At 68.9% G+C, this 19,990-nt stretch carries 3 protein-coding genes; all 3 read left to right on the forward strand.

Annotated features, from left to right (window positions below):
- Nucleotides 1-22 precede the first annotated feature (22 nt).
- The 3 genes from QF027_RS41240 (at nt 23) to QF027_RS41250 (ending at nt 19,960) form a co-directional block, all read left to right on the forward strand.
- Complete coding sequence (locus QF027_RS41240; RefSeq protein WP_307080542.1) at nt 23-352, forward strand: hypothetical protein; 330 nt, start codon at nt 23-25, stop codon at nt 350-352.
- Nucleotides 353-626: 274 nt separating this feature from the next.
- Nucleotides 627-899: a hypothetical protein gene (locus QF027_RS41245; protein WP_307080543.1), complete on the forward strand. Its 273-nt coding sequence runs from the start codon at nt 627-629 to the stop codon at nt 897-899.
- Between the two features lie 53 nt (nt 900-952).
- Complete coding sequence (locus QF027_RS41250) at nt 953-19,960, forward strand: UvrD-helicase domain-containing protein (protein ID WP_307080544.1); 19,008 nt, start codon at nt 953-955, stop codon at nt 19,958-19,960.
- Nucleotides 19,961-19,990 lie beyond the last annotated feature (30 nt).

A 19,990-nucleotide genomic window follows, 5' to 3' on the forward strand; every position in this document is an offset into this window, starting at 1 on the left:
CGGCACGAGCCGGGAGGCAGACATGGTCATGAACAGGTACGGGCGCGCCGCCCTGGCCCACTGGCGTGAGCACTTGCCCGGCCAGTACGGGATGCTGCCGGACCCGCTGGCGTATTTCACCCGCCTCGGGGAGAAGACCGAGCGGCAGGCCGGGGAACTGACGGACGCGATGGCCCTCGATGGCACGCCCGTCGGCGGTGAGACCGGTGAACAGCGCTCCCGATGGCTCCTTGCGGTCAGGGGCGAGGCCGAGCAGGTCGTGCTCCGCGAGCTGATCCGCCCACCCGCCGCTCCTTCCCCGGACGACGCCACCGCTGCCCGAGATCTCACGGTGCCGCTATCCCCTATCTGACCCAGCCCACCAGCAGCCCGTTGGGTCCCTGATGCACACAACCGCCCTTTTCGACGTTGGGAGCAGGCGTTGAGTACACCGCAGCAGCCCGCCGACGACAATTCGATCAACGACAGCGGCTTCCTGCCCGGCCTGGACTTCGGTGACCAGGACCCTCCGGCGCGGGAAGGGGCTGCGGCACGCCCGGACGGCACGGCGGCGGGAGAGGATGAGACGGGGCACCCGGCCCCGTCCACCAGGTCCAACAGTGCCGAGCAGGCAGGGGAGTTCGACGATGAACCGGTACGGCGAGCAGGCGATGACGCACTGGAAGGAGCACAAGCCCCAGGCGTTCGGGGAGCTGGAGATCCCGGAGGAGTTCTTCACGGGACTCGGGGAGGAGATCTCGGCGGAGATCGAGACGCGGGCCCGGGAGCTGGCGGGCCCGGAGCCGGACGGGGAGGGATACCTGCAGCGCCTGCAGCGGCTGAGCACCTCCCGTTTGACAGCGGAGGGCGAAGTGCTCAGGGAGAGGGTGCTCCTGGACGTGGAGCCGGACCAGGAGTAGCACGGCCAGGCCCGCGTACGGAGCGGGAGCGGGTCGCCGCGAACATCGCGGCCGTGCACGTCGTGCTGCGGCTGCGGGCGGAGAACCGGCCAGCTACCGATGCCGAGAGGCAGGTGCTCCAGCAGTGGACGGGCTGGGGCGCCACTCCGTACCTGTTCGACGAGCGCAAGAAGTTCGCCGCCACGTTCGCGGCCGAGCGCGCCCATCTGCGGGACATCCTGTCGGACGACGAGTACGCCAAGGCCCGCTCCTCGACCCTGAACGCCCACTACACCGATCCTGCCTACGCCCGCGTCGTCTGGCAGGCCCTGCAGCGATTCGGTGTGCCGACCGGAGCACAACTGCGGGTGCTGGAGCCCGGCGTGGGCGCCGGGCGCTTCCTTGCCGATGCCCCTGCCGATGCCGAGATTGTCGGCGTCGAAGTCGATCCCATCACCGCCGCCGTGGCGCAGGCTCTTTACCCGAGTGCGCAGATCCTCGCCGAGTCCTTCGCCGACACCCGGCCACCCGAGGAGGACTTCGACGTCGTCGTCGGCAATGTCCCGTTCGGCAAGTACAAGGTCACCGACCGCAAGTACAACCCCGGGCGGCGCCACTCGATCCACAACCACTTCATTCTGAAAAGCTTGGAGTTCACCCGGCCCGGCGGCATCGTCGTCTTGATCACCAGCCGGTACACCCTCGACGGCACCGACCAGACTCACAAAGAGGCCCGGGAGCGGATGGCCGCCCTCGGCGACCTCCTCGGCGCGGTCCGCCTGCCCAGCGGCGCCCACCAGGAGGCCGCCGGCACGCCGGTCGTGACCGACATGCTCATCTTCCGGCGCCGCGCCGAGTCAGAGCACGCAGCCGAAGCCGACTGGCTGGACATCGAGCCGACCGTCCTGCCCGGCTCCCGGCCGGGCGTGGCAGCGCAGCCCATCGAGATCAACAACTACTTCGTGCAGCACCCGGAGATGGTGCTCGGCACACCCAAGGCCGACATCGCCCGGCACGGCCCCGACCTCGTCGTGCAACCAGACCAGCCGGTGGACACGGCCCTCGCCGCCGCCCTGGAGCAGGTGGCGCAGCGTGCCCAGGAGACGGGCCGCACCTTCACCGAGCGGATGGTCTTCCACGGGGCGCTGGAAAGGTACGACGGGCTGCTGGAACTCGGCCCCGAGGGCACCTTCACCGAGATCCGCAACGGCCGGCCCGTCCCGCACGTACCTGCCAAGACCCAGGCCAGGGAGCTGCGCGAACTGATCGGCCTGCGCGACATCGCCGTGGCCCTGCTGGACGAAGAGTCCGAGCACCACCTCATCACCCCGCGCATGACGCAACTGCGGGCCGAACTCAACCGCCGCTACGACGCGTACGTGGCACGGTTCGGCCCGATCAACCGCTTCAAGGTCAACAACCCGCCTTCCGGCGAAGCCGCACAGGACGACAACGCGACCGAGCGCCGGACCTACCCGCGCATGGGCGGGTTTCGCAACGACCCCTTCGCCCCGTACGTCTTCGCGCTGGAGAAGTTCGACGAGGACCACCAGAGTGCGACGAAGGCCGACCTGTTCGCCAAGCGGGTCGTTGCCCCGCCCGAGCCGCTGACCCGGGCGGACAGCCCGGAAGACGCGGCACTGATCTGCTGGGACCAGCACAACGAGATCCGCCTCGACGTCGTGGCCGCCCTGCTTGGCCTGGACAGCGAACGCGCAGCACGCGAGGCGCTGGGCACCCTCGTCTACGACGATCCGGCCGGCGGTCTGGTGCGCCGCATGGAGTACCTCTCGGGCAACGTCCGCCGCAAGCTCGCCGCGGCCGAGAAGGCCGCGGCCAAGGACCCCAGGTTCGCCGTCAACGTCGAGGCCCTGCGCGAGGTCATCCCCCGCGACCTGCAACCCGCAGAGATCCAGAGCCGGCTCGGCGCCGCCTGGGTCAGCGCCAAGTATGTGCAGCAGTTCCTGCGCGAAATCCTGGAAGACGACGACATCAAGGTCAGCAACCTCGGCGCCCGCTGGAGCGTCAAGGGCGGAGACACCGCAAGCCTGCTGGCCCGCACCGTCTGGGGCACCCAGGCCCGCTCCGCCCAGGCCCTTGCCAGCAACCTGCTCAACAACCAGGAAATCCTGGTCACCAAGAAAATACCGCCCGAGGGGCAGGTGGTGACGGACCGGCAGGCGACGGCGTTCGCCCTGGCGAAGTCCAAGCAGCTGGACGACCGCTTCCGGATGTGGCTGTGGGAAGACCCCGACCGGGCCGAGACCCTGCTGCGGTACTACAACGACCGCTACAACGCCATCGTCCCCCCGACCTACAACGGCGTGCAGATCACGGCCCCAGGACTGTCCCAGGCCTACACCCTGCACCCCCACCAGAAGGCTGCGGTTGCCCGGATCCGCGCCTCCAAGCACGGCGTCGGGCTCTACCACGGCACCGGTGCAGGCAAGACCCTCGAAATGATCGTCGGCGGGATGGAGCTGACCCGCCTCGGCCTGGCCAAGAAGCCGGTCTACGCCGTGCCCAAGGGCGTTCTGGGCCAGTTCCAGCGCGAGTTCCTCCAGGCCTACCCCCGGGCCCGGATTCTGGTCGCCGACTCCTCCGACCTCACCGGAGAACGCCGACACAAGTTCGTCGCCCGCTGGTCAACCGGCAACTGGGACGCGGTCATCATCAGCCACACCGCGTTCAAGAAGATTCCGATGTCCAAAACGGCCCGCCTGGACTACATCAACCGGGAGGTCAAGCGCCTGGAGGCGCACCTCGACAACGCTGATGGCGACGACAAGTACACCGTCAAGGACATCGAGAACCAGATCGCCACGCTAAAAGGGCGGATCGAGGACGAACTCAAAACGCCAGGCGACTCGGGCGTGGAGTTCGAGCGCACCGGCAGCACCTACATCTTCTACGACGAAGCGCACACCCTGAAGAACCTCCGGGTGATCTCCTCCATCCGCGAACTCGCCCTCGAAGGCAACCAGATCACCGCGGACATGGACATGAAGCTGTCCTATCTGCGCAAGAACTACGGCGGCCGGGTCACGACCCATGCCACCGCCACGCCGGTGGACAACTCCCCGATGGAGATCCTGACCGCCATCAAGTACCTCGCCCCTGACCTGCTGCGCGACGAATGGGGTATCGAGGAGGACGACCAATTCGTCTCCACCTACATCCAGCCCGTCAACCGGGTCGAGATGAGCCCGGATGGCAACTCCTTCTCCACTCGCGCCCGTTACGCCCGCTACGTCAACCAGACCGAACTCAAACGCGTGTTGTTCACGGTCGCCGACGTCAAACTCAAGCGCGATCTCCAGCTTGGCGAACCCGCCATCATCGGCGGCGAGATGCGGATCCTGGAAGCCGAGGCCTCTCCGGAACTGCGCCAGCTCATGCAGTCGCTGGGCAAGCGGATGATGGGCATCCGTCTCGGCAGCCCGGACCTGAAGTACAACCGCAAGGGCAAGCTGGTCGAGGACAACACCCTGTGGATTTCCACGGACGGGCGTTTGGCCTCGCTCGACGTCCGGCTGGTCAACAAGAGCACCGACGAAGCCCAGAAGGTCGACGTCGCCGCTGACGAACTGTTCCGCCTCTGGCAGCTGCACAAGGACGACGTCTACTACGACGACGACGGCAACGAGGAACCCAACCGCGGCAGCCTGCAACTCGCCTTCTGCGACCTCGGTGTGCCCGGCCCGGACAAGGAATTCGTGTTCTACGAGGCGCTACGCGAGGCACTGACCGCGCGCGGCATGCCGGGCAGCCTCATCCGCTTCGACCAAGAGGCGAAGAACCCTCAGCAGAAGGCCCGGCTCGACAAGGACGCCCGCGAAGGGCGGGTCGCCGTGCTGGTCGGCAGCCGCTCCGGCCTGGGCACGGGCCGCAATCTGCAAAAGCGCGTCATCCACGTGATGCAGATCGACCCCACCTGGAAGGCCACCCCGATCATCCAGAGCCTGGGGCGAGGCAAACGCCAGGGCAACCAGAACAAGGAAATCCACCACACCGCGATCGTCACCAAGAAGTCGTACGACCCCTTCCTGTGGCAGAAGGTCGCCACCAAGCAGGCGTTCGCCGAGGCGATCCTCGACATCAACGACACCAGCCGCATCCTGGAAGCCGCCGAGGACGGCGACGACGGCCGCATTCCCGCCGGCGTGATGTTCGCCGTCGCCGCGGACAAGCCAGAGCTGGAACAGCTGGAGCGCGTCGAAGGCATGCTCGCCAAGCTGCGCCTGGACCAGCAGCTGTGGCACGACGAGCAATTCGCCTACGAAGTCACCGGCGAACAGGGGCGACGTCGCGTCCAGGACCTCAAAGCTCGCATGCAGGAGGCCCAGGCCGCCATGGAGCGGCGCACCGCCACCCGAGGCGACGCCTTCACGATGACGGTCGACGGCCGCGCTTACGACGAGCGCCGCGAGGCCGGCGAGGCACTGGCCCAGCGACTCGAACGGCTTGTCCGCTCCTCGGTCAACTCCGGCGGCCGGCCGCAGGACGCCCTCGTTGGGGAACTCGGCGGCATCCCGGTCCACGCCCTCGTAGAGCGCAGCTTCGAGGGCCTGATTGTGGGGGTGTACTTCCAGGACGTTCCCGTGGACACCATCTGGCTGTCGGCGAACGACCTAACCAAACAAGATCGCGTCGGCCTGATCCGCAAGCTGGAAAACGCCCTGGACAGCTTGGAGACCGTCCACGCCAAGGCAGAGCAGCACATCGCCCGGATCGAGGCGAACATCGCGCGGGCCAAGGAACTGGTCGGCAAACCCTTCCCGCAGCAAGCCGAACTCGACAAGATCGAGGCCCAGCACCGCAAGCTGACCAAAGCCCTCGGCGTGCAGGGAGCCGCGGAAACAAGCGAGCCGGAAGTCCACGACGCGGCGGTCACCGAACCAGGCGCCGACCTGGTCGACGCAGCCGTCCATGACGCCATGGTCATGGCTGGTGGCTCCACCGACGGCTGGGTGGAGGTAGATCCGGCGACCCTCACGCCCGACGACCTGAGCGACACCACTCGCGGATTCCTGGAAGCGTTGACCGACGGCACGCGTGCCCGGACCACGCCAGATGCCGCGCCCGCCGGCTCGGATACCGGTACGACGGTACGCACTGCGGCCGGCACGGGCGGAGAACCTGGCCATGTCGCCTCGGCCCCGTGGCCGTATCCGGATGAGGCTGCCGCCGTTGCAGGTGAAGACGCCGTCTTGGCGGACTTCGCCGCCTGGTTGAAAGTCGACGTCGTCAAGGGGATGTCCGGCCGGGGCCAGGAACTGGCCGGTCAGATGGAGCAGGCCGGGATTGCGCTGGCTGAGGCCTTGCACCATGCGCGTGAGTCCGACGACGAGACCCCTGTGCCCGGCGGCGATCCGTGGGCCCTGGATCTCTTCCATGGTCTTGCTCGCGCCTGCGAGGACTTCCTGTCCCATCTGGACTCCCCACGATTCAGGCCCAACGAGACCGGTCGCGCGATGAGGGATCTCACAGAGCAGGTGGCCCGCTCCGCCCGCGAGCACATCACTTACGTTGCACCGCTGGAAGGCCGCCAGCGCTCTGTACAGCCGACCACAGCACCAGCGAATCCTTCCCCCTCACGTCAACCGGCCCCGGGCACCACTTCGCCCGACACGGGCCAACCGTTCGATCCAGACCGCTGGTATCAGCACACCATGCTCGGCGGGACCCTCAGCGACTCCCGCGGCACGTTCCTCAACGACATAGTGCAACAGCTCGGCCATGACGGGTCGGACGTCGCGATCGAACCGGACGCCACCGGCGCGGTCGTGATCACCGGACCCATCGGGTCGGTGAAGGTCACACCGCTCACCGAGGAGTTCCCTGCCAGCGTCGCCCAGGCGTACGAGGCGGCCATCGACCAACTCCTTCAGGACGCCCGGCGTGCTCTGCGCGCCAACGGCAGCCAGGCCGGTGACCTGTTCGATGCCTGGCTGACCGAGCAACTCGGAAGCCGGGCCAAGTCGTTGAAGGCCGCCCTCGCAGGTGATGGCGACGAAAACGCCTTCCGGCAGGCGATGAGGGTGCACTTCTACGAGATCGCGCCATGGGCCCATCCGGACACGGCCGACCGTCCCCAGCCGGGCCCCCGAACACAGCAGGAAACCGCGGCCGACGCCCCACAGCCGCCCCGCGCCCACGCACCAGAAGAGACACCAGGCGACGAAGCCTTCACGTCCCCAGCCGAGCCGGCCGAGAATTCGCCCGCCGCAGGAGAGGACCATCAGAACAGCGCACCCCCGGCAGACACCGGCCGTACTGCGCAGGAACTTCCCGGCTCCGCAGATGATGCGGAGCCGGTCCCGGCGACACCACGCGCGACCGCCCAGCGACCCGGGCACGTACCGAACACCCCCTACACCGACCGGTCCGAGTCCTGGGTGGCCGAGCAAGCCGCACTGACCGCCTACCGCCAGTGGGCGTCCGACCATGCCCCGCGCCTGGCCACAGGTGAGCGAGCGGACGGCCTGATGGCGGCGGCCGACACCGCGATGACCTCCAGCCGGACGGGACGGATCGCCCGCCTGCTCGGCGTGGAGTTGGCAACTGATTGGGCGCACCTGCTGCGCATGGCCGACCAATGCCGTGCCGTGGTCGAACAGTGGGAGCGGGAAGACGGACGGAGCACCGAGGGGAACTGGGAGATCTACACGGCCCTGCGCGACCACGCATCCCGGTACCGCAGCACCGTGGAGGACCGCAGCAGCGACGCCTACCAGCAGTGGGTCCGCTCCCCGGAACCTCTCACGCTCGACGAAGACGCCGTGGAATTCATCCCCGGCATCCTCCCGTGGGACCAGTACACCGTCGCCGGGCCCCGGGGCCTCCGCGCCGGCCCGGTCAGCGGCCGTGACCTCGCGGCCGGCCTGGCGCAACTCGCCGCCGACGGCACGGACCTGGAAGAGAGCGAGGACGGACTCGTGGTCGCCGGCCCCGGCGGTGTCCGGTTCTCCGTTCAGCTCGCCACAGCGCAACCGGCCACCCCTGCGCCGTCATCCGCCACGACGACCACGCCAGCACCGCAACCGACGACGAGCGCCGTCCCCTCACCGGGGCCGGATTCGACAACCGATCCGCAGGCCGAGACGCCCGTAGCCGCGGCCTCCGCCCCGCAGGCCAGTGAGGTGGGCGAGGGCTTCGGCTCGGCGCTGCCCCAGGTAGCGAACCTCGCGATCGTCCTCGAAGGCTACGCGGACGCCGCGGAATTGGTCGGTGGACGCCACTACGTCGCTATGGCCGCCGAGCAGCTCCGGCAGGTCCTCGCACGACACGAGAGCGACCACCCGGGCCCGAAACCGGCACGCCACGACGCGATCGCGGCGGTCGCGGCGATCACCGGGAGTGAACCGAGCACGCCCGCCGACGTGTTCAGCATGTACGACCGTCTCGCCGAGACCGCTGTACAGCTCTCTGACGACCCTCGTCACGACGTGAGGACGGCTGCTCAGAAGGCCGTCCAGTACACGGAGCGCCACCTGGCCCGTATGCAGGCACGACGTAACGACCTCGTCGACCTGCTTCTGGACGCAGCAGACCTCGACGACGACCACACCGCCGTCCTCGACCACGACGACCCACTCCGGCTGACAGCTCCCTGGTACCAGGACAGCGCCGAGGTCGGCCGTGCTCTGTCTGACATCTTCGACAGCTTCCCGAAGTGGCCGCACGCCTACGACGACCATGGCGGGCCGTACTCCGACCAGTTGCGTGGAGCCATGCTCATGCTGCGCCGGCCGCACGACACGGTCGCCTCAGCTCTGACCGATTGGATGGAGGTCACCTCCTACGCCCTCGGCGCCGCACAGGAGGCCGAGGACGGAGTCAGCCGGTACGCGCTGCGCGACCTGGCCCGCAAGGCATTCCAGCACCACCAGCGCCTCGCGGCCCACGAGCTGGGCATGGAGGAGATTCCGTACGAGGCAGCCGACGACTTCGTCGGCGGCGCCAACAAGGCGGAATCCGCGTGGAACTGGTGGATGGCAACCGACACCGCCAAGGCGCTGCTCGACAGCACGCCTGAAGGGTCCGCAGCCCGCGAGGCCCTCGACGCCGCCCGGGACACCCGGTATGCCGCCGATTTCGTCACACTCGCCGCCGAGACCCTGGACGAGGTCAACCGGCACGTGACGGCGATGGCGCACGCAGCGTACGACCTGGTGCTGAACCTGCGCGCCAGCGACTACCGGCATCCCGACGACGCCAAACGGTTGGGCGACCTCGTCCGCCGCTCCTACGAACACGCGGTCGCCTGCCGGGCCTCCACAGCACGCCCGGAGACCGTCGCCGCCGTGCAGGCCGGCGTTGCCCAGCGCCGTCAGCGGCTCGACGCCGAACACGGCCCCGTTCCCGAGCGGAAACAGACCCCTCCGTCCACTGGCACCGTCCTGGAGATCGAGCACCACTACCGGGGCACCGTGGTCCGTGGCACCACCAGCGAGGACGCTGACGCGCCCGTACGTGCTGCTCTGGACCGCCACAAGTTCCGGTGGAGCCGCAACCAGGGATTCTGGTACCTGCGGCGCAATATGAGCCGCCCCACGCGGGACCTTCATGTACGGAATCTCACCGATGAGCTGACCCGCATGGGACGCCGGTTCCGCATGGTCGAGGAGCCCGAGCAGGACACGGCTCCCGAGGTCGTCATCCCCGTTGGCGAGCCGTACACGTCGAAGGACGATGCCCAGCAGGACTTCTGGGAGATGTACGGCGCGCTGTCGGGGCTCAAAGACACCCCGGCGGGCCGACGTCTGATCGGACGGGGCCTCACCGACCAAGGAGTGCAGACCCGACCGGACGGCCAGGCGGTCTGGCTGGCCATGGAGGAGCTGTGCGACGGGCCAGTGGGGCGCGTGAGTGATCCGTTCACGCATCCGGCCGGCACTGTGGTCGAGCGCTGCACCAAGCTCGCCCACACCGTCCTGGTCCTCGCCCAGAATCTGGAGGAGGAGCGCTACCGGGCCCCCGTGGTGATGGGCCACTTCCGCACGATGAAGCAGCACGCCGTGCAGCTGGCCTCGCGTATCACCGCGACCGCCCAGCAGGGAGACGACTGGCAGCAGATCTTCGGGACTCCCGCGCTCCCGGCAGCACAGACCGAGGGCGAACGCTCGGAATCGGTCGGACAGGAGCCCGCTCCCACACCGGACAGCCCCCGTCATCCCGACGTGCGTGAGGACGAGCAGGCCTCCGTGCCGACCAGCCAGACGGCTGGGCACGAGCCAGCAGCGGTGCAGCAGCGCCGCATCGAGATCACCGTGGCGGCCAGGAGCGCCGCGGGACACCTGCTGGTCAACGTCTCCATCCCCGCCGAGCGCACCGGCGCCGCCCAAGAGGTTCCCGACCTGCGCGGCGCCGACATACCGGGCCTGACACTGCCCGCGCATGCCGCGCTGCCCCTCCTGAAACGACCGGCGAAACTCTCCGACTCACTCGTGTCCGACGATGAGGTCGACGCCTGGCTCAGCGAGCACCTGCCCGACAGCCCGGTAGCACCGGCCTGGAACGCTCCCACCGTACGCACGGTGATCCAGCGGACGGTCCGCGATCTGCTGCGCGACTCCATGGCCCCCGACCCCGAGGACGTCGCGGCCTGGCTGGTGAACACGGCGAGCGAGAACCCCGCTCTGGTCCAGGCCGCGCACGCCAACGAACAGGCCGACTTCCTCGCTGTCTTCGCGACCGCCGCCGACGAACTGATCACGGACGGCGGCTCGGAACACCTGCTGTGGACCTACCTCAAGGAGGACGGGCGCCGCCAGGTCCTCGATCTGGCAGGCCCCCGTGCACACCGGCAGCTGCGTGCGCAGGCCGCGGCCCCCGTCCCGCAGGAGCTCGGCCCGCTCGTTCCCGATGAGCAGCCTGCAGCTGCGCCCGCTGGCGGCGAGAGCGAACGCGAGCGGAAGCGAGCCGAGTTCCAGGCCGAGAGCGCCCGCTGGTCCGCCGCGATGCGCGACGACGCCCAGGAACGGGCTGTTCGAGCGGCCCTCGCCGATGACCATCTGCGGGCGCTGCTTGTGGACGGGCGGCCCCGCGAGGAAGCCCGTCAGTTGTTCATGGCCTGGCTCAGCGCCGCCGATCTGTCGGCAACAGGCGCAGGAGGTGACAGGTTCCGGGACTGGTTCCGCCACGACCGCCAGGGAGTGGAGGAGCAGTACGCGGAAGGCGCCTTCGAGCAGGTGTACGCAGCCGTGGCCGCAGCGCCGACCGATCAGCCCGCCGAAGCAGGCGCAGCCCGCCAAGCCGGCGCAGCGACGGCTGAATCGTCTCCACCGTCTGCCGCGAGCAAGGGCCGGCAGACCACTGCTCCGCGCAACAGCAACGCCGCCGAGCCCTCGGCACAAGCGGTCAGCGAGGCCTCGACCGGTACGCCCACCGGGCCCTCCCTGACCGAAGAACACCTGCACTCACTACCCCTCGGCCCCGAGCACCGCCCCGGTGAGGACGTCCGTCTCGCAGTCCTGGCGACACTGCCCTTCCGGGACGGGCAGGTTCGCGACGCGCTCCTGCTGCTGCAACAAGTGGAGGGCGACGGCGACGATCTCCTCGTGTACGGGGCGCAGATCGTGCCGGCGAACGATCACGTCGTCAGCAGCGTGCATGGCCGCTGGGCCCCTGAAGACCTGCTGTTCTTGCCGGACTCCCGCGTGCTGCCGCTCGCACGCCCGATCCCCTGGGCAGAAGCCGAAGCCCTGGCCGCGCTGCCATACAACGAGGCAGTGCGGCGCCTTCCCATGACCGGCGCAGACGAGGCCAACCGGCACACGCCGGAGGCGCTCGCACCGACCGAGAGCCCCGCCTCTGCAGATCAGGCAGACCCGGCCGAGGAACAGACCGCCGCGGCCGTGGCCGCCGACCCGGAACAGACAACCTCCCACGCTCCCCGGCAGATCGCTCCCGCTGCGCCCGAACTCATCGACACTCAGCAGATGTTGAGCAGCGCCGTCGAACCCCTTACCCAGGAGCACCTTCGTACGCTGCCCCGCTACGACGAACGCCCCCCGAACGACGCGGAGATCCAGTTCGCAGTCGTGGCTACCCTCACGTTTCCCAACGGTGTGATCCCCGATGCCGTGATCCTGCTTCAGGCCGCTGACGAAGACCGGCAGTACGGCGAATTGCTGCACGGTGTCCTGATCGCCCCGGAGAGCAAACTCGCACTCACCTCCAAGACGGGGTACACGGTGTTCCCCCGTGACCTGCTTCATCGGGCCAACGCCCGGCTGCTGCCAATTGAGGGCGGCCTGACCTGGGAGCAGGTGGAGGAACTCGTCCAGCTCCCCTATGCGCAGGCCCTGGGACAGCTGGCCCTCGCCGCCCCCAACACCCTCGCCACAGGCGCAGCCGCTGGGGATACCCAGCAGCGCCCCGACCAGCCCGAGCCAGGGGCCGCGCCTCTGCAAGACCTGATCGGCGCCCTCGGCGACCGCGTCGTCATCGGTCACGTCGGCCCCAGCAGCCCCGCACAAGGAGGGAGTGCCGCACCGGCTCCGGCGCCGAAACCTGCACCTGCGCCGATGTCCCCGGCCGACGAGCAACAGGAGGAGAGCGTGACGGCAACCGAGCCGGAGACAGCGGCCGAAGGACCCTGGACGAGCCGGATCAAGATCGTCAGCGACAGGACCGGTACCTACGTCACGGGCACGACAGGCGCCCCCGCGGAAGACGGTCTTCGCGAGCTGTTGAAGCGGGATCGGAACTTCAAGTACGAGAAGGGCCGTTGGCGCTACAACGGCATGCGCGGGCAGAAAGAGCAGGTCCTGGAGGAAGTCCGGGCCTTCCTCGCGGCCCGGGACGCCCAAGAGGGCGCGGTCGCGGCCGTGGCCAGCGGGAAGTACCCGCCAACCGCTCAGCAGCAGGCGATCATCGATGCGGCCGTCGAGGGCAAGCACGTTGCCGTTCAGGCGCTCGCGGGCACCGGGAAGACCTCCACGCTGGTGATGATCGCTGCGCAGATGCTGGAACGGCGCATCGGCTACATCGCCTTCAACCGGTCCATCGCTGACGAAGCGGGCCAGAAGTTCGGTCGCAACGTCACCGCCCGGACCAGCCACTCCTTCGCTCTGCAGGATCTGCGCAACACCCCCTACCGGCACAAGGTGTCCATCGCTGGCTCGCGCAACAGCGGTGCCCGGCGTCCCAAGGACGTCGCGGCTGCGCTGGGCATCACCGGTGAGATACGGGTCGGCGACCGAGACGGCAACCTTCAGTACATCGGGCCCGAGGAGATCGCCAAGATCGTGATGGGGGCGCTGCGCCGCTATCGGCAGAGCGCTGATGCCGAACTCGGGCGCCAGCACCTCGGGGAGAAGTGGGCGCACGTCCCCGCCGCGCGCACGCTGCTGGACTACGCCCGGCGGGCCTGGGCGGACATCGCGGATCCGAACAGCAACAAGATCTTCTTCGACCACGACGACTATCTCAAGATCTGGGCCCTGTCAGACCCGCGCCTGAACTTCGACACGATCTTCTTCGACGAGGCCCAGGACATCAATCCCGTGCTGAAGAAGGTGATCCAGGACCAGGGCGCCCAGATCATCGTCGTCGGCGACAGCAACCAGGCGATCTACGAATTCCGCGGTGCCGTCGACGCTCTGCAGGACTGGCCGGCCGACGTGGTCCTGCCCTTGACACAGAGTTGGCGGTTCGGCCCCGCCGTCGCCGAGGTGGGCAACGCATACCTCGCTCTCCTCGAATCCGACCTCCGGCTGGAAGGCGCACCCACACTCCACACAGTCCTGGGAACCGTCGAAGAGCCCGATGCGATTTTGACCCACACCAACGTCGGCGCCATCTCCGCCGTCTTCGCCGGGTTCGAGGCCGGCAAGCGCGTGGCACTCGTCGGCGGCGGCCGGGACATCGAAGACATCGCCAGGGCCGCCCGAGATCTCCAGCAGGGCCGCCGCACCAAGCACCCCGAGCTGTCGGCCTTCGAGAACTGGAACGAGGTCAAGGAGTACGCCGAATCCGACGAGGACGCGACCACCCTGCAGACGTTCGTACGGCTCGTCGACCGCTACACACCCCAGGGCCTGATCAACATGATCCGCGACCTGGTCCCGGAGGAAGCCCGCGACGAGGAAACCCGCCCGGAACTGGTCGTCTCCACCGCCCACAAGTCCAAGGGCCGTGAATGGGACCAGGTCCAGATCTGGAGCGACTTCCCCCAGCCCAAGGAGGACACCAAGACCGGCGAACTCATCCTGCCCGCACAGGACAAGCTGCGCCTGGCCTACGTGACGGTGACCCGAGCCAGGAAACGCCTCGACATCGGCTCCCTCGGCTGGATCCACTCCATCGGCACTCTCGCGGACACCCTCCCAACCAAGATCACTGCCACCCCGGCACCCCAGCAGACCGCCCCCGTCCCTGTCGGGGGCGCTGACGAGACCGCCGCCGTCCCGGAGCCGCCCCTGCCCCCAACGTCCCCTGAGGCCACGGAGACCGAGACACCGGACGCCGTCCCCGAAGAGCAGCCGGAGCGCGCGATCACCGAGGCGACAGGCAACGAGCCCACCGCCTCTGTTCGCCAGGCCGCTGCCGCCCCCGCGGAGCCTGAGCCGACCGACGACACTGAAACCACGGCGGAAGCGACCGCACGAACCGCCCAGACGGAGGCCAGCGCCGAGGAGCAGCCCGAGACGGCCGCCCCCACCTTGCAGGACCCGGGCGAACCACTCAACGGCGCAGACCAGCCGTCCCTCTTCGCACGTGGGGCAGACAACACGCCCGCCGACGAGCAGACAACCGCACCCACAGCACAGGACGCCGACCCGGGCATCGCGCCCTTGCCCTGGGACGACCAAAAGATCAAAAAGCGCGGCACCGCGGGAATCCGCCGCGGACAGAAGAAGGAGATCCCCAACCTCGCCCGAGAGATGCGCGAGGCCCTCGGTGACAACCAGGTACGCGACGTCTGGGAACAGGACAACCCCTGGGCTCAGTTCGAGGAGAACCTCCGCCACACCCAGGACGAGCTCGCGCAGTCGGACCCCGCCCTGAACACCCTGGTGACGGAGGCTGCCGAAGAACTGCGCATCCAGATCGACCAGCTCGCCGCCGAGGCCTTCAACGCCTTCGAGACCCTGATCCAGGCTCGCCCTGACGACCCTGACCAACTGGCCGCACTCGACGCCCAGCTTGCTGAAGCGCACCGTCTACCAGAACTCACCGACCCGCTCGTTCGCCAGGCCCTGATCCTCTGCATGGAGGCCGTGGACACGATCGAGCGCGCCGCCCGCAGTCGCAAGCTCAGGGCCGCCGCCGCAAGGGATGCCCTGGAGCAGGTCATGGGGCTGGCCGGCACCGCGTACAGCCCCGACGGCCAGCAGATGTGGCCGAACGTTGACGCGGCCCTGGCATCGGTCAAGGTGCAGGTGGATCGGGCCCGCGAACGCATTGCTGAGCTGTCCAACTCGCCGGTCACCGAGCAGTACGCCCGCCTCCGCGCACTCATCGCCACCCACGAGGCGCAGCCGACTGGGGAGCCCCAGGCCACGGACGCCCCGGCACTCCCTCCCAAGGCAATCGAGAACACCGGCGACGCACCGGCCTCCGCCGAGCAGGAGGAGCGCACACCTGAGCCACTTAGCGACCGGGACATCGGCGCGGCACTGAGCAAGATCAGCCCGTGGGACTTCGGAAAACTGATCTTCGAAATAGACCAGAAGAAGAGGGCGACCCCGCAACTGTACGAGGGCTGGATTCGCCTGCCGTCGGAGCCTGGTTACAACGAGGCGGGCAACGAGTTCGCCAGCGCCTACTCCCGAAGCGGAGCCATCGAGATCGAGGTCAAGACCTCCGACGACGTCATGGCGCCGATCCGCGCAGGACGGCTGACCCTGGCCAAGGTCATTGCGTGGCTCCGTCCGGCTCTGCCGCCGGAACGGCGTGAGCTGGTGGCGGCGGCGTGGCGGGCCGGGAACGCCATGTCCCGCAGCGAGCGGGGCTTTGAGGTCATCGGCGAGTCGGGCCGCTGGAAGGCAGCCGACAAGGAGCTACGGCAAATCCTCGGCGACACCAAGGCGACCGTGATCAAGGAGGCCCTGGAGGCTCACCTCACGGGGACGGCAGACGAACGAGTCGCACGGATCCGGGCCGCCGAGAACTGGGAACAGGGGCAGATGCTGCCGATCGACTTCGACGGCATGCAGGACTCCTTTGCCGACATCGCCACGTTGGAGCGGGTGACCGCGCTCAGGGCAGTGCTGCCCGACCGACGCAACGGCGTCTGCCGCCTCAGCGAGCTCAAACCGGGTGACTGCATCACCGACGTGTCCGAGGAACGGCTGCCGTTCATCGTGCGAGAGCGCCCCGTCGTCACCGCAGACACCGAAGTCTTCATCGTCGGAGACCTCGTCGCCGGGCCGGGTGACTTGCGTCCCTACACGTGGGAAACCGGCGGCTACCCGGACGACCACGTCGAGCCCCTCCTGCTTCCGCAGTCGCTGGCCGGGCTCGTCGACCTGCCCGCGGACGCACCACGCTCCCTCGCGGCGCCCGCACCCGCCGCCCCAGTGACAGCAGGCGGTGCGCTCCCCGTGGCGGAGACGACGCCCCCCGTTGCTGGATCGTCAACCACCGAGCCGGACTCCGCAACCGCGCTCGAAGAGGCTCCCCGCGACACCGAGCACCAGTCCGAGGTGCCAGTGGCGACTGAGGCCACTGGCCCGGCACCCGGCACCGACACCGTGCCGCAGCACCTGCCGTATGAGAGCCAGGAGGAGTTCCTCGACGACCTCTGTGTAACGGAAAGCAGCTACGACGCCTGGGCCAACTCGGCCACGGGCCAGCTGCTGCTGTCGGAAGCCCGGGAACTGCAGGAAGAAACCGGGGTCACGGACGCCAACGAAGCGGCCCGTATCCAGACGGCCTTCCGCGGCGCCATCCTCGCAGCCGACACCACGCACTCGTCGGCCGACGACGTGCTCAGCGCCTGCCGGGACCTGCACACGACCGTCGCCGAAGCCGGCCGTTCCCTGGCGACACGCACGGCGTTCGCCTCCGAGGAAGATCGACAGCTACTCCTCGGGGTGTACACGCAGGCACATGAACAGCTCGCCCGTCTGAAGGCCACCGCAGACGTACAGGCCCTGCTCGACAGCGAACACGACGGGGCCAGGCTGCTCTCCCGCTTCAAAGAGACGCGTCTGGCGGAGCGCCCCAACGCTGCTGCTGGTCCCGAAGCTGCGCCCGCGCAAGCGCAAGGACTCGGTCAGGAACCGCCGAGTGCGGAGTCCACTCCGCATCTGGATGCCGACGCTGCCACGGCAAGCACGGAAGCGGAATCCGGCCCGACCGATCCGGACGAGCCGGTGGCGACCGCCGTGGTCGCCGAGCTGCCGACGGCACAGGAGGAGAGCACCCCGGAGCCCGCAGGTGCACCCGAGGCCCAGGAAACGGAGACGCCTTCGCCGGCCGAACCAGCCGCAGACGACGACTTCGACTTCTTCAGGGACGTCATCGGTGACGACCTGGTTGTCAACGGGGTCGTCTACAGCAGCGCCGAGTGGGAGCCGGACACGGAAGAGGGTGTTCGCCGCCGTACCGAGGAACAAGACGGGCCGGTGTCCGCCGAGGAACTAGCAGCGATGGAAGTGGACCGGGAGTACGAGGCCCTGATCGAGGAGGAACACATGGCTGCGGCCGAAGCAGTCACGGGAAACGAGGTTCCGGGGCAGGACGACTTCGACCGGCACTTCGAGGACATCGTCGCCCTCTTGCGGGGCTCTGAACCTCCGGCCGAGACGCAAGCCCCCATACCGCGGCCGCGATTCAGCGCCGAGGACGAACAGAGGCTGCGGGAGCAGTACGTCGCCACGCGTCAGGCGCTGTCAGAGATCCTCACGAGCATCGACGCAGACCCGATCCTGCCGGCGGCTGAGGATCCGGCGGTCGAGGCCGGTGACGCCGCCGCCCTCGAAGCGGCGATGGGCAACGCAGAGGCCGAGGCGGGCTACTACTGGGGCACCCCTGAATGGACGATGATCCGATCGATTGGCCAGGCAGGGCAGCAGCTTCGTGGAGCCGTCCGGGAGGCGTTGCTGACCTACGCGGAGACGACGCTGCGCGACATCCGCGCGCACGGCATCAACCGGACAATCGAAGCCCGTACGGCGCGGGCCATCTCCCATGCGGCGATGCACCTGGCGCGGCGCTTGGAGCGGTCGGGCCAGCGGGACTCGCGTGGCTGGCGGGCGGTATGGGGTCTTCACCGGGCCGCCGCGACCCGAGCAGACCGGTTGACCGGGCTGCTGCCCGCCGGTCAGCGCATCGACTTGGCCGATCAACTGGGCCGCGCCTGGCAGTGGTTCACCGAGCGGCTCGCCGCCCGGCGCCAGGACACGGGGAACAGCACGGGCCGTGACGACCAGGGCCGTATGCGCACGATGCTGTCGAACAGCGTCGAGTCGATCGGCCGCCTCTACGGCGCCGCCTCAGAGCGGCTTGGGATCCTGGCGCAGCATCCGGTGTGGCGACGGATCGCCTCGGTGTGGTCAGCGGTGCGCGAGGCCGTCAACAGGGGCTGGCTCGGGGTAGGCCGCTTCATGGCGGACCGTACAACGTTGGGCACTGGCCGAGCATTGTGGGTTCGAACGCTGGAGATCATTTCGTCCGGGGCTCAGGCCTTGATCAACCGGCTGTCCGCGAACGGCCAGCAAAACGGGTTGCGTTGGAACCTGCTGCGGGTACTGCGCCACGCCGCCGAAGACCACATCAGCCACATGCACGGTCACCTGCCCGAGGAAGTGAGCACCCCGCTCGGCAGCTACGAATCCGCAGTCGATGAGGTGGCCGAGCAGACGCCCGCAGCGGGCGAGGAGACGGCACCGCAAGCGCCCGCGCCGGAGGTACTCTCCGCCGATGGGACCGAGCCGGCGCCGGTCGGTGAGAGCCTTGCGGGGGATCCGGACCGGTTCCGTGCGCTCGTGCTGCAGGTGGCGGCTAAGGAGTACACCCTGGCCCTGGACCTGAGCTACGACCACGGCATCTCGGCCGACGAGGCCGACGCCCTGCTGGCGCGCATGGAGGAACTCGGCGTCGTCGGGCCCCAGCGCGAAGGGGGCGTCCGGGACGTCCTGGTCACGCCCGGCGAGGCGGAGAGTCTCATGGACGCGATCCCTGCGGCCGACGGTCCCGCGCCTCGATGGCAGCCGGTCAACGAACCTCTGACCCCGGCCTGGTTCGACGAAGTCAGGACTGCCGTACGACGCGACGTCCAGCCCGATCGCGGGCTGTCCCGCCGGGACTTGATGAGCCTGCTCAACCATGAGAACGCGCGCCCAGGCAACCGGACGGACGTTGGCGGGCGTGCGAACGAAAGCGTCGAACTCTTCCTGCAGGGCCGCGGCGACGAGGTACCTCGGCACCTGGCGGGCGAGGGCTTCACCTACGTGCGGGGCTTGGCGGACAGGGACTGGGTGCTCCGGGAGACCGCGCCCCCCGCGGCCTCGCCGACGCCTGCCAGTGGGCAGGTGGAAGCGGCGGGAGAACAAGAGGCCGCTGCGGGGCCGCAGTTGCCGCGCCGGCGTCGGCCGACGGGGACGATTCGGTCGAAGATCGAGCAGGCGGCTGCCGGACGGCGACGGCAGCCGACCCCCACAGAGGGAAACCGGCCGGCGGTCGCCGCGAACACATTTGCAGCTCAGGCTCAACGGATGCAGGACCGCGCGGACTTCGCGCGGGCTGCCGCGACCAGCCCGGCCGAGGAGCGGGCCGCGGGAGTCCTGCAGACGATCGCGGCGAACTCGCGGGCCACTGCTGACCGGATCGCCGGAGTGGCCCCCGCCGAGGGACCGCCAGCCTCTCCGCAGGCCGGGCTGACCGCCGAGGCCTTCCTTGCAGCGCTGCGGACCACGGCCCAGGCGCGGGGGTCGCAGATCCCCGACGATCTGCTGACAAGTGCCATGGAAGCGGCTCAGGAGGCGGTCGCCGCGGCGCCGCAGCGTTCCGCGGGCTCCGCCGCAGCAGCGCCTCGCCCGACACGCAAGGGACAGGCTGAGCGAGAGCAGGCCGAGCACCGACTTCACGGGCAGCAGAATGCCCCGAGCGGCGTCGGCCGCAGGTAGGGCACGACGATGCTCGGGGCTCAGCGCGGT

Origin of the sequence: Streptomyces canus (genome assembly GCF_030816965.1) — a bacterium.
GTDB lineage: Bacteria > Actinomycetota > Actinomycetes > Streptomycetales > Streptomycetaceae > Streptomyces > Streptomyces canus_E.